We start from the raw sequence: 13,620 nt of genomic DNA, 5'->3' as shown, positions 1-13,620 counted from the left end.
CGGCTTTCCGCTCCCCACTTTGGAAAAAGCGGGTGGCGCATTGTAATGAGGCCGACCCCTGCCGTCAAGCAGAAGCCGGCCTCCCCGTTCGGAACCCATTGGGGTACCGCCTTTTTCCGTTAGCTGCTGGACTTCAAGGCCTCAGTCAGAGCCGCTTCCACGTCTTCCGCGCTAACACCTGAATCCGGCGCATCCAGAACCGACTCACGGCGACGCTTGCGCTCAGCGTGGTAGGCAAGACCGGTACCCGCTGGGATCAAGCGGCCAACGACTACGTTTTCCTTCAGGCCGGCAAGCATGTCTTTCTTGCCGGTGACCGCGGCTTCGGTCAGCACCCGCGTAGTCTCCTGGAACGAGGCGGCCGAGATAAACGACTCGGTCGCCAGCGAAGCCTTAGTAATACCCAGCAGCTGCCGCTCGAACTGGGCAGGCTGGCGATCTTCGGCCCGCAGACGCTCGTTCTGCTCCAAGAGCACGCTCAACTCAACCTGCTCGCCCTTGACGAAGCTGGAATCACCCATTTGGGTGATCTCCACTTTGCGCAGCATCTGGCGAACGATGGTTTCAACGTGCTTGTCGTTGATTTTCACACCCTGCAGACGGTAAACGTCCTGAATTTCGTTAGTGATGTAGTGCGCCAGCGCTTCAATACCCTGCAGCCGCAAAATATCGTGCGGGTTGCTCGGGCCGTCGGAGATCATCTCCCCTTTCTCGACCTTCTCACCTTCGAACACGTTCAGCTGCCGGTGCTTGGGAATCAGCACTTCGTAATGGGTCGACCCATCGGGCAACGGCTGCCCATCGGTGGGCGTGATTACCAGGCGACGCTTGCCCTTGGTTTCCTTACCAAAGCTGACGGTACCGGAAATTTCAGCCAAGATAGCCGGCTCTTTCGGTTTCCGCGCCTCGAACAGGTCGGCCACTCGGGGCAGACCGCCGGTAATATCCCGCGTTTTCGAACCTTCCTGCGGAATACGAGCGATCACATCGCCCACCTGAATATCGTTGTTGTCGGCGATACTCAGGATGGCCTTGGCGGGTAACAGATAGTGTGCCGGGGCGTTGGAGTTGGCTTGAATCAGCTCATTCCCCGCCTCGTCTACCAATGTAACCGCCGGGCGCAGATCTTTACCTGCCGAAGGCCGCTCGGCCGGGTCCAGCACCTCGATAGAGCTCAAGCCGGTCAGCTCGTCGGTCTGACGACGAACAGACAAGCCATCCTCCATGCCGGAGAAGCGAACCTTACCGGCCACCTCACTGACAATCGGGTGTGTGTGCGGATCCCACTTGGCAATAATCTGTCCGCCGTCGACTTGATCACCATCTTTAACGGTGATCAGGGCGCCGTAAGGGATCTTGTAACGCTCGCGCTCACTACCCGCGGCATCGGCCACGGCCAGCTCACCGGAACGGGAAACCGCCACCAGGTGGCCATCTTTGTTGGTCACAACCTTCACGTTGATCAACCGGACCTTACCTTCCTGCTTCACCTGAACATTGTCCGCGGCGGAGGCACGAGAGGCGGCACCACCAATGTGGAACGTCCGCATGGTCAACTGGGTACCCGGCTCACCAATGGACTGCGCGGCGATAACACCGACAGCCTCACCCTGGTTAACGCGATGCCCGCGCGCGAGGTCACGCCCGTAACACATGGAGCAGACGCCGTTGCGCGAGGCACAGGTAACCGGCGAGCGAACAATCACCTCGTCGATACCCATGGATTCAACGCGCTCCACCCAGGCCTCATCAATCATGGTGCCGGCGGGCACGAGGATTTCGTCGCTGTTGGGACGAACCACATCGCGAGCGACAATACGACCCAGAATACGATCACCCAGCGATTCGATGACGTCACCACCTTCAATAACCGGCGCCATCTTCAAACCTTCGTCGGTACCACAGTCCACTGAGGTCACCACCAGGTCCTGAGACACGTCCACCAGACGGCGGGTCAGGTAACCGGAGTTCGCGGTTTTCAGGGCGGTATCCGCCAGACCCTTACGAGCACCGTGGGTGGAAATAAAGTACTGCAGTACGTTCAGGCCTTCACGGAAGTTGGCGACAATCGGTGTTTCGATAATCGAGCCGTCCGGGCGGGCCATCAAACCACGCATACCTGCCAGCTGACGAATCTGGGCGGGGGAGCCCCGCGCGCCTGAGTCGGCATACATAAAGACCGAGTTGAAAGAGTCTTGCTCTTCTTCTTCACCGTCTTTATTGGTCACGAACTCTTTACTGATACCTTCCATCATGGACTTGGCTACCAGGTCGTTTGCCCGTGACCAGATATCGATCACCTTGTTGTATTTCTCGCCAGCGGTCACCAAACCGGACGCAAACTGGGTCTCAATTTCCTTCACTTCTTTCTCGGCGCGACCAATGATGCCGGCTTTTTCTTCCGGGATCGTAAAGTCGTTAACACCGATGGACGCACCCGACTTGGTGGAGAAATCGTAGCCCATGTACATCAGCCGGTCGGCGAAAATAACCGTCGCCTTCAAACCAACCACGCGGTAGCAGTAGTTGATAACGGCGGAGATCGCCTTTTTCACCATCGCCTTGTTGATGAACTCCAGCGGGATACCTTCCGGAGCGATTTCCCACAACAGCATACGGCCGACCGTGGAATCAACAATATGAACCTTCTCTTCCTTCTCGCCCTCGGAGCCGACCAGCGTCTCTTTCAAGCGCACCTTGATGCGAGCCTGCAGATCCACCTGCTTTGAATAATAAGCGCGGGAAACTTCCGCCACATCAGAGAACACCATCCCTTCGCCCTTGGCGTTGATGCGCTCGCGGGTCATCCAGTACAGGCCCAGAACCACGTCCTGAGACGGTACGATGATCGGGTCACCGGAGGCCGGGGACAGGATGTTGTTGGTAGACATCATCAGCGCACGGGATTCCAACTGCGCTTCCAGGGTCAGCGGTACGTGAACCGCCATCTGGTCACCGTCAAAGTCCGCGTTATAGGCCGCACAGACCAACGGGTGCAACTGAATGGCTTTACCTTCAATCAACACGGGCTCAAACGCCTGAATACCCAGACGGTGAAGCGTAGGAGCACGGTTCAACAGGACCGGGTGCTCGCGGATCACTTCATCCAGGATGTCCCAGACCACCGCCTCTTCACGCTCGACCATTTTCTTGGCCGCTTTGATGGTGGTAGCCAGGCCACGCAGCTCCAGCTTGCTGAAGATGAACGGCTTGAACAGCTCCAAGGCCATTTTCTTGGGAAGACCGCACTGGTGCAATTTCAGGGTAGGACCGACCACAATCACGGAACGGCCAGAGTAGTCCACACGCTTACCGAGCAGGTTCTGGCGGAAGCGGCCCTGCTTACCCTTGATCATATCGGCCAAGGATTTGAGCGGACGCTTGTTGGAACCGGTAATGGCACGACCGCGACGGCCGTTATCCAGCAACGCGTCTACGGACTCCTGCAGCATGCGCTTTTCGTTGCGCACGATGATGTCCGGCGCGTTCAGGTCCAGCAAGCGCTTCAGGCGGTTGTTGCGGTTGATCACACGGCGGTACAGATCGTTCAGGTCCGAAGTGGCAAACCGGCCGCCGTCTAGCGGTACCAGCGGACGCAAGTCCGGCGGCAGGACCGGCAGCACTTCCATGACCATCCACTCGGGCTTGTTGCCGGAGTGCACAAACGCTTCCAGCAATTTCAAACGCTTGGAGAACTTCTTGATCTTGGTTTCGCTGTTAGTGTTCGGAATCTCTTCGCGCAGACGGTTCACTTCCGCTTCCAGATCGATGTCTTTCATCAGAACCTGGATGGCTTCAGCACCCATCTTAGCGTCGAACTCGTCTCCGAACTCTTCCATGGCCTCAAAGTACTGCTCATCGGTCAGCAGCTGACCACGCTCCAACGTGGTCATGCCGGGATCGGTCACCACGTAAGATTCGAAGTACAACACCCGCTCGATATCCCGCAGGGTCATATCCAACAGCAGGCCGATACGGCTCGGCAGCGACTTCAAGAACCAGATGTGCGCCACAGGACTGGCCAGCTCGATGTGACCCATGCGCTCGCGGCGAACTTTGGCCAGAGTTACTTCCACACCGCACTTTTCACAAATAATGCCGCGGTGCTTCATGCGCTTGTACTTGCCGCACAGGCACTCGTAGTCTTTTACCGGGCCAAAGATCTTGGCACAGAACAGACCCTCGCGCTCTGGCTTAAAGGTACGGTAGTTAATGGTTTCGGGCTTTTTTACTTCCCCGAACGACCAGGACCGAATCATTTCCGGCGAGGCCAGACTGATTCGGATGGAATCAAATTCTTCGACTTGTCCCTGGGACTTGAGCAAATTGAGTAAGTCTTTCAAGGCGTTTTCTCCAGTAAGCTCTAGTGGGCATCAGTGCGCGGTTTCCGCACAGCGGGGCCGGCTGGCCGGCCCCGCACCGTAGTGGGTGCAGTGGGCTAGTCGTCTTGCTCCAGCTCCATACTGATCCCGAGCGAGCGAATCTCTTTCACAAGCACGTTGAACGATTCGGGCATTCCCGGCTCCATTCGGTGGTCGCCATCCACGATGTTTTTGTACATCTTGGTACGACCGGCCACATCGTCCGACTTGACCGTCAGCATTTCCTGCAAGGTGTAAGCGGCGCCATAGGCCTCCAACGCCCAGACTTCCATTTCCCCGAAACGCTGACCACCAAACTGGGCTTTACCACCCAGCGGCTGCTGAGTAACCAAGCTATAAGAACCGGTGGAGCGAGCGTGCATCTTATCGTCCACCAAGTGGTTCAGCTTGAGCATGTACATGTAACCCACGGTGACCGGGCGCTGGAATGTATCACCAGTGCGGCCATCGTAAAGGATACATTGTCCAGACTCGGGGAAATCCGCCAGCTTCAGCAGCGCCTTGATCTCGGGCTCCTGCGCGCCATCAAACACTGGCGTTGCCATTGGCACACCACCAACCAGGTTCCGAGCCAACTCCATGATCTCTTCGTCACTGAAGGAATCCAGATCTTCTTTGGTCAGCGAGTCGCCGGTCTTGTTATAGACCTCTTCCAGGAAAGCACGAATCTCCTTAACGGCTTTCTGCTGTTTTAGCATTCCGTTGATCTTGTCGCCCAGTCCTTTCGCGGCCATGCCCAGGTGGGTCTCGAGAATCTGCCCCACGTTCATACGCGAAGGCACACCCAATGGGTTGAGCACGATATCGACCGGGACGCCCTGGTCGTCGTAAGGCATGTCTTCCACCGGCATAATGACCGAGATCACACCCTTGTTACCGTGGCGACCGGCCATCTTGTCACCGGGCTGAATCCGACGCTTAATGGCGAGGTAGACCTTAACAATCTTCAACACGCCCGGCGCCAGGTCGTCTCCCGTGGAGAGCTTGCGCTTTTTGTCCTCAAAGCGATCGTCGAGAATCTTACGCCGCTCAATCAACTGAGCTTCGGCGGAATCCAGTTGCTCGTTCAGGCTTTCTTCCGCCATGCGGAGCTTGAACCACTGGTCCTTCTCGATGCTATCGAGCGTCTCTTCAGTCAGCACTTCACCTTTTTTGACGCCCTTGCCCGAAGCCACTTTTTGGCCGATCAGCGCGGAGCGCAGGCGGCCGTAAATGGCGCGCTCGACGATACGAAACTCTTCGTTCAAGTCCTTGCGAACTTCGTCGAGCTGGTCCCGTTCAATTTCCAAACTACGCTGGTCTTTCTCAAGGCCATCGCGGGTAAAGACCTGAACGTCGATCACGGTGCCCTTGGTGCCCGCCGGAACGCGCAAAGAGGTATCCTTCACGTCTGACGCCTTCTCACCGAAGATGGCACGCAGGAGCTTCTCTTCCGGAGTGAGCTGGGTTTCGCCTTTAGGTGTCACCTTGCCCACCAGAATATCGCCACCACCGACTTCCGCACCGATGTACACAATACCGGAGTCATCCAGCTTACTCAGTGCGCTTTCGCCGACGTTCGGGATGTCCGAAGAGATCTCCTCGCTACCGAGTTTGGTGTCTCGGGCGATACAGGTCAGCTCCTGGATGTGGATGCTGGTAAAGCGATCTTCCTGCACCACGCGCTCGGAGATAAGGATCGAATCCTCAAAGTTGTAACCGTTCCAGGGCATAAACGCGATGCGCATATTCTGCCCCAGGGCCAGCTCGCCCATATCGACGGACGGGCCGTCGGCCAGGATATCACCACGGGCTACCGATTCGCCCACATTGACAATCGAGCGCTGATTGATACAGGTGTTCTGGTTTGAGCGGGTGTACTTGATCAGGTTATAGATATCGACGCCGGCATCACCTTCTTCAACCTCATCGTCATTGACCTTGATCACGATCTTGCCCGCGTCCACGCTGTCTACGACACCGCCATGACGGGCCACCACGCACACACCGGAGTCGGAGGCCACGTTGCGCTCCATACCGGTCCCCACCAGAGGCTTGTCAGCCCGCAGAGTCGGGACGGCCTGGCGCTGCATGTTAGAACCCATCAAAGCGCGGTTGGCGTCATCGTGTTCCAGGAACGGAATCAGCGCCGCCGCGACAGACACAACCTGACGAGCGGACACGTCCATCAACTGGACCTCTTCCGGGCTCTTCAGATTGAATTCGTTCTGGTGGCGAACGGACACCAGATCTTCACACAGCTTGCCGTTCTTATCGAGCTTGGCTGATGCCTGCGCGATGACATACTCGGATTCGTTGATGGCCGACAGGAACTGAATGTCGTCCGTCACCTTGCCATCAACAACCTTGCGGTACGGCGTTTCAAGGAAGCCGTAATTATTGGTGCGAGAGTATGTCGCCAACGAGTTAATAAGGCCGATGTTCGGGCCTTCCGGCGTTTCAATGGGACATACCCGGCCGTAATGAGTCGGGTGTACGTCACGCACCTCAAAGCCGGCACGCTCACGCGTCAGACCACCGGGGCCCAATGCAGAGACACGGCGTTTGTGAGTCACTTCCGACAGCGGATTGTTCTGGTCCATGAACTGGGACAGCTGTGAGGAGCCAAAGAACTCCTTCACCGCTGCGGCCACCGGCTTGGCGTTAATCAAATCCTGCGGCATGAGGCCTTCGCTTTCGGCCATGGACAGGCGCTCTTTCACCGCGCGCTCAACCCGCACCAGGCCCACGCGGAACTGGTTTTCTGCCATTTCGCCCACGGAGCGAACACGACGGTTACCCAGGTGGTCGATATCGTCCACGTTGCCCTGACCATTGCGGATGGAGATCAGTGTTTTCAGCACATCCACGATGTCATCGTTCGACAATGTGCCTTCACCGGTCTCGTCTTCGCGGCCCAGGCGGCGGTTGAACTTCATTCGACCGACATAGGACAGGTCGTAGCGCTCCTGGGTAAAGAACAGGTTCTGGAACAGCGCTTCGGCCGACTCCTTCGTGGGCGGCTCGCCCGGGCGCATCATGCGGTAGATTTCCACCAGCGCTTCGAGCTCGGTACGAGTCGGATCAAGGCGCAGGGTATCGGAGATAAAGGGACCGCAATCGAGTTCGTTGGTATAGAGGGTTTCAATGGTGTTGATACCCTGCTTGGCCAGAATCTCCAAAATCTCTTCGGTGATTTCAGCGTTACACTCAACCAACAACTCGCCGGTTTCGTTATCGATGACGTCTTTGGCCAACGCACGGCCCAGCAAGTATTCCGGCGGAACAACCATTTCATCCACGCCGGCCTTCTCCAACTGGCGGATGTGGCGAGCGGTAATACGACGGCCCTCTTCCACCAGGACCTTGCCTTTCTTATCCTTGATATCAAAGGTAGCAACGTCACCGCGCAGACGCGAGGGAACCACTTTGAACAGGAACTGACCGTCATCACCCAGCTCGAAGCTGCTGGTTTCGTAGAACATGTCCAGCATTTCCTGGGAACTGTAACCCAGGGCGCGCAGCAAAATGGTGGCGGGCAACTTGCGCCGGCGGTCGATGCGCACGTAGACCAAATCCTTCGGGTCGAACTCAAAGTCCAACCAGGAGCCGCGGTAGGGAATCACGCGGGCGGAATAAAGGAGCTTGCCCGAAGAGTGGGTTTTGCCTTTATCGTGATCGAAGAACACACCGGGTGAGCGATGCAGCTGGGATACGATCACGCGCTCGGTACCATTGATGACAAAGGTACCGTTTTCTGTCATCACGGGAATCTCGCCCATGTAGACTTCTTGTTCTTTAATATCTTTGATCGCTTTATTTGAAGAGTCACGATCATAAATAATCAACCGAACTTTCACCCGCAGCGGAACCGCGTAGGTGACACCACGCAGGATACATTCGTTGACATCGAACGCCGCCTTGCCGAGACTGTAGCTCACGTATTCAAGGGCCGCGTTACCAGAATAACTGACGATGGGGAAAACGGAGCGAAACGCCGCGTGCAGACCCATATCGGCCCGCTCTTCGGGGGTGACATCTGCCTGGGCAAATCGTCTGTACGAATCCAGCTGAATTGCCAAGAGGTAAGGAACATCCATAACATGCGGCAATTTGCCGAAGTCCTTACGGATACGTTTTTTCTCAGTGTATGAGTAAGCCATCTGTAATCCCCAGCTTGTTCACGGATCGGGCTGATTCCAGGAGAAAGCGCTAATCTCTGGAGTCGTTGCTCTACCCTGTGCTACCGGAACTCTTGTCCGCGGCAGCCAAACTATGACAAGGCGCTATTTCAGAGCCTGGTCACTACTTCGGTCGTTACCGACGACCGGAAACGGAAAAAGGCTGGCGGGCAAAAGCCCACCAGCCCCGGTCCAAATGCGACTTTGGACAGACGAAGCACGAACCCAATTACTTGAGTTCGACAGAAGCGCCAGCGTCTTCCAGCTTTTTCTGGGCCTCTTCTGCTTCTTCTTTGGAAGCGCCTTCTTTGATAGCCTTCGGGGTGTTCTCCACCATGTCTTTGGCTTCTTTCAGGCCCAGACCAGTGATTTCCCGAACCGCCTTAATGACGTTAACTTTCTTCTCACCGAAGCCGGTCAGAACAACGTCAAATTCGGTCTTCTCTTCAGCGGCGCCGCCAGCGTCGCCACCAGCCGGGCCGGCGACTACTGCTGCTGCAGCACTTACGTCGAACTTCTCTTCCATTGCAGAGACCAGCTCAACCACGTCTTTTACGGACATTTCCGCAATCGCTTCAATGATATCTTCTTTACTTACAGCCATGATGCTATTCCTACAAATATGAGCTCAGAGCTCGTGGGTTCTGTTGAAGGCGGCGGTAGCTTACGCCGCTTCCTCTTCTTTCTTGTCGCTGATGGCCGCGATAGTGCGGACCAACTTGCCGGCAGCTGCTTCTTTCATCACGCTTAGCAGTTGGGACAGGGCTTCGTCGTAAGTCGGCAATGTTGCCAACATAGAGAACTCGACCTGCTCGCCTTCAAAGGCGGCCAATTTAATCTGCATGTGCTCGTTGCTCTTCGCGAACTCCTTGAGGATGCGGGCGCCCGCACCGGGGTGTTCGTTAGAAAAAGCAATCAGGGTCGGGCCTACGAAGCTCTCATTGAGGCATTCGTAATCAGTACCCTCGAGCGCGCGACGGGCCAGTGTATTGCGTACGACTTTCATCCACACGCCATATTCACGGGCCTCTTTGCGCAGAGTAGTCATGTCGCTTACGGTAACGCCGCGAGAATCGGCCACTACCGCAGACAGAGCACTCTTCGCAGCTTCCTGGACTTCAGCGACAATCGCTTTTTTGCCATCAAGTCCTAATGCCACGGGATTTCTCCTGGGTTTGACGGTTGGGGCAAGCCCTCCGTCGTTAACAACAACTAGCGTCAGACCAACCGCATCTGACGCCCTGACTTCGGTGATTTTCTTTCCCCCGGCGGTGCCGGGGCGGGTCCCACCGTCTGCGTAGGCTGGTGTATTAAGAGCAAGCTCGCCTACGGTCTTTGACAGCCTGCGCCTGAGCGCAGACCCCAAAGAGCGTTGTGTCTCCGGCTTAAATAGCCAAAGACGACTGATCGATCTGCAGCCCCGGGCCCATGGTGGTGCTCAAGGAAATTTTCTTGAGGTAAACACCTTTAGCTGTGGAGGGCTTGGCTTTCTTCAAGTCATTGACCAGGGCTTCCAGGTTCTCTTTAATTGCTTGTGCATCAAAGGATACCTTGCCGATGCCACCGTGGACGATACCGCCCTTCTCGGCGCGATAGCGCACCTGGCCGGCCTTAGCATTCTTAACCGCTGTAGCCACGTCCGGGGTAACCGTTCCGGTCTTCGGGTTCGGCATTAGACCGCGGGGGCCCAGGATTTGACCCAACTGGCCCACAACCCGCATGGCGTCGGGGCTGGCAACAACCACATCAAAGTCCATCTGACCGGCTTTTACCTGTTCGGCCAGGTCTTCCATGCCAACGATGTCTGCGCCGGCTTCTTTCGCGGCCTCAGCATTCGCACCCTGGGTGAACACCGCAACGCGAACGTCTTTGCCAGTGCCGTGCGGTAACGTAGTAGCACCGCGAACCACTTGGTCGGATTTGCGGGGGTCTACACCGAGGTTGATGGAAACATCGAACGTTTCCGGAAACTTAACGGCAGACAGTTCTTTGAGCAGGGCAACCGCTTCTTCGAAATTGTACTGCTTGTTTGCGTCCACTTTTTCATTAATGGCGCGCTGACGTTTACTCAGTTTAGCCATGTTACACGCCCTCCACTTCAAGACCCATGGCACGGGCGGAACCCGCGATGGTGCGTACCGCGGCGTCCATGTCGGCCGCCGTCAAATCCGGCATTTTGGTGGTCGCGATTTCCTCGAGCTGCTCCCGAGTCACCTTGCCCACTTTGTCGGTATTGGGCTTGCCACTACCGGACTTGATACCAGCTGCCTTCTTCAACAAGAAGGAGGCCGGCGGTGTCTTCATGGTGAAGGTGAAGCTGCGATCGCTGTATACGCTGATCACAACCGGTACCGGAGCACCTGCTTCAATATCCTGGGTCTGGGCGTTAAACGCCTTACAGAATTCCATGATGTTAACGCCGTGTTGACCCAAAGCGGGACCTACCGGCGGACTCGGGTTTGCCTTACCAGCCGCAACTTGCAGCTTGATATAGGCCGTTACTTTCTTAGCCATACATTCACTCCTCAGATGGGTGTTAGCGCCTCGAGAGTGCCTTGGCAGGGCACTCTGTCGCTGGCTCCCCGCTCCGAACGATACTTATCGTCTGGAGACACGAAAACCTTCCTCCGCCCATGGGCGAAGAAAGGTAAAAACAATGCCGCCTTCCTGGCGTTCAACCTCCTTCGGGCTTGGATCAAGTCTTTTCGACCTGCCCAAACTCAAGCTCAACCGGGGTTGAGCGTCCAAAAATAAGTACAGCGACGCGCAAGCGGCTTTTCTCGTAATTCACTTCCTCAACAACACCGTTGAAGTCGTTAAACGGACCGTCAATAACGCGTACCATTTCGCCAGGCTCAAACACTGTTTTCGGCTTGGGTTTCTCAATCGAGTCATCAACCCGCTGAAGAATCGCCTGCGCTTCTTTTTCCGTAATCGGGGCCGGCTGATCCGCCTTGCCACCAATAAAGCCCATTACTCGCGGGGTATCTTTTACCAGGTGCCAGGTATCATCATTCAGCTCCATCTGCACCAACACGTACCCCGGGAAAAACTTGCGTTCGCTTTTGCGCTTTTGGCCACCGCGCATTTCCACGACTTCTTCAGTGGGAACCAAAATCTCACCGAAGAACTCTTCCATTTTGTTGAGCTCAACTCGCTCCTTTAGGGAAGAGGCAACCTTCTTTTCAAAACCGGAATAGGCGTGCACTACATACCAACGTTTAGCCATTTATCACCTATCCAATAATTAGGGATGCCACCCAGCCAAAAAAGGTATCCAGCGCCCAGAGGATGATCGACATCACAACCACTACGGCGATTACGATCAGCGTGGTCTGGTTAGTCTCCTGGCGTGTGGGCCATACCACTTTGCGCACCTCAACCATTGACTCGCGCAACAGCCGCCACAGACCGGCACCTTTCTCGGTTTGCAGAGCGATCAAAATGGCTACCGCAGCAACCACCAGCAGACCGAGCACTCGATACAATAAAGGCTCGGCTGAGAAATGCGAGTTTCCAACAACCCCAACCGCAATCAGACCGATCACCAGCAGCCACTTCAGTGGATCAAGCCGGTACTCTTTGGCTTCGGTTTTTGTATTCATAGGCTGTTGAAACCTTATCGCATTCTAAAGATGGCAGGCCAGGAGGGACTCGAACCCCCAACAGCCGGTTTTGGAGACCGGTGCTCTACCAATTGAACTACTGGCCTGTAACTTTTGACAGGAACAGGGACTCAGCCGAGCCCCTGCCGTAACTACACTTATCTACCGGGGTTATTCGATGATCTTAGAGACCACGCCAGCACCCACGGTACGACCGCCTTCGCGAACCGCGAAGCGCAGACCTTCTTCCATCGCTACCGGATGGATCAAGGTGACGTTCATCTTCACGTTGTCACCCGGCATTACCATCTCAACGCCTTCCGGCAGCTCACAAGCGCCAGTCACGTCGGTGGTACGGAAGTAGAACTGCGGACGATAGCCCTTGAAGAACGGCGTGTGACGGCCACCTTCGTCTTTGGACAGAACGTAGACTTCGCCTTCGAACTTCGCGTGCGGGGTTACTGAACCCGGCTTTGCCAGAACCTGGCCACGCTCAACTTCGTCACGCTTGGTACCACGCAGCAGAACACCCACGTTCTCGCCCGCGCGACCTTCGTCCAGCATTTTGCGGAACATCTCAACACCGGTACATACGGTCTTGGTGGTGTCTTTCAGGCCGACGATTTCGAGTTCTTCGCCCACCTTCACAACACCACGCTCAACACGACCGGTCACAACGGTACCGCGACCGGAGATGGAGAACACGTCTTCCACCGGCATCAGGAACGGCTGATCAATGGCGCGCTCGGGCTCCGGAATGTACTCGTCCAGGCTCTCAACCAGCTTCTTAACAGCGGTGGTGCCCAGCTCGTTGTCGTCATCACCGTTTAGCGCCATCAGCGCGGAACCGGCAATGATCGGCGTGTCGTCGCCCGGGAAGTCGTAGTCGGACAGCAGCTCACGCAGCTCCATCTCGACCAGCTCCAGCATCTCGTTGTACTCTTCAGTGCCTACACCGCCGCAATCTTCCGCCAGCAGGTCAGCCTTGTTCAGGAATACAACGATGAACGGTACACCCACCTGGCGGGACAGCAGGATGTGCTCGCGAGTCTGCGGCATCGGGCCGTCAGTCGCGCCACACACCAAAATCGCGCCGTCCATCTGAGCCGCACCGGTGATCATGTTCTTCACATAGTCAGCGTGGCCCGGGCAGTCTACGTGAGCGTAGTGACGGGTCGGTGAGTCGTACTCAACGTGCGAGGTCGCGATAGTGATACCGCGCTCACGCTCTTCCGGCGCATTGTCGATGCCGTCAAAGGCCATGGCGGAACCACTGCCCCAAGCCTCGAAGCAAACGCGGGTCAGCGCCGCGGTCAGCGTGGTTTTACCGTGGTCAACGTGACCGATGGTGCCCACGTTGATGTGGGGCTTATTGCGTTCAAATTTTTCCTTCGCCATTGCGAGCGCCTCCTCACAGTCAAGCTATACAGATGGATTAACCATTCCGCGCACTCAGGGCTCTGCCAAACGCGA

Annotated in this window: 9 protein-coding genes and 1 tRNA gene; all 10 read right to left on the bottom strand. The window is 56.3% G+C overall.

Annotated elements, in window-relative coordinates; translation table 11 throughout:
* Positions 1–119: 119 nt before the first annotated feature.
* On the bottom strand, positions 120–4,343 hold the full coding sequence (rpoC, locus tag AAE514_RS08340; RefSeq protein ID WP_347331076.1) for a DNA-directed RNA polymerase subunit beta': 4,224 nt from the start codon (positions 4,341–4,343) through the stop codon (positions 120–122).
* A 95-nt stretch (positions 4,344–4,438) separates the two neighbouring features.
* Positions 4,439–8,524 (bottom strand): DNA-directed RNA polymerase subunit beta, encoded by a 4,086-nt coding sequence (gene rpoB, locus AAE514_RS08335; RefSeq protein ID WP_347331075.1) that lies wholly within the window; start codon positions 8,522–8,524, stop codon positions 4,439–4,441.
* 247 nt (positions 8,525–8,771) lie between these two features.
* A complete protein-coding gene (rplL, locus tag AAE514_RS08330) occupies positions 8,772–9,146 on the bottom strand; it encodes a 50S ribosomal protein L7/L12 (protein WP_347331074.1) in 375 nt (124 codons plus the stop codon).
* A 60-nt stretch (positions 9,147–9,206) separates the two neighbouring features.
* The gene (gene rplJ / locus AAE514_RS08325; protein ID WP_347331073.1) at positions 9,207–9,701 is read right to left on the bottom strand and encodes a 50S ribosomal protein L10; all 495 of its coding nucleotides are present in this window, start codon (positions 9,699–9,701) and stop codon (positions 9,207–9,209) included.
* Between the two features lie 226 nt (positions 9,702–9,927).
* The gene (rplA, locus tag AAE514_RS08320; protein WP_347331072.1) at positions 9,928–10,623 is read right to left on the bottom strand and encodes a 50S ribosomal protein L1; all 696 of its coding nucleotides are present in this window, start codon (positions 10,621–10,623) and stop codon (positions 9,928–9,930) included.
* Position 10,624: 1 nt separating this feature from the next.
* Positions 10,625–11,056 carry a 50S ribosomal protein L11 gene (rplK, locus tag AAE514_RS08315; RefSeq protein ID WP_347331071.1) on the bottom strand — a complete coding sequence of 144 codons (432 nt, stop codon included), beginning with the start codon at positions 11,054–11,056 and terminating at the stop codon, positions 10,625–10,627.
* A gap of 181 nt (positions 11,057–11,237) precedes the next feature.
* Positions 11,238–11,771: a transcription termination/antitermination protein NusG gene (gene nusG / locus AAE514_RS08310; RefSeq protein ID WP_347331070.1), complete on the bottom strand. Its 534-nt coding sequence runs from the start codon at positions 11,769–11,771 to the stop codon at positions 11,238–11,240.
* 7 nt (positions 11,772–11,778) lie between these two features.
* Positions 11,779–12,147, bottom strand: a complete 369-nt coding sequence (gene secE, locus AAE514_RS08305; RefSeq protein WP_347331069.1) for a preprotein translocase subunit SecE — start codon at positions 12,145–12,147, stop codon at positions 11,779–11,781.
* 31 nt (positions 12,148–12,178) lie between these two features.
* Positions 12,179–12,254, bottom strand: a tRNA-Trp gene (locus AAE514_RS08300).
* A gap of 64 nt (positions 12,255–12,318) precedes the next feature.
* Positions 12,319–13,545, bottom strand: a complete 1,227-nt coding sequence (gene tuf / locus AAE514_RS08295) for an elongation factor Tu (protein ID WP_347331068.1) — start codon at positions 13,543–13,545, stop codon at positions 12,319–12,321.
* Between the last annotated feature and the right edge of the window lie 75 nt (positions 13,546–13,620).

The organism is Marinimicrobium locisalis (assembly GCF_039822625.1).
GTDB classification, from domain to species: Bacteria; Pseudomonadota; Gammaproteobacteria; order Pseudomonadales; family Cellvibrionaceae; genus Marinimicrobium; species Marinimicrobium locisalis.
Note: the sequence above shows the minus strand (reverse complement) of the source record. Positions and strands in the feature narration are given on the sequence as shown.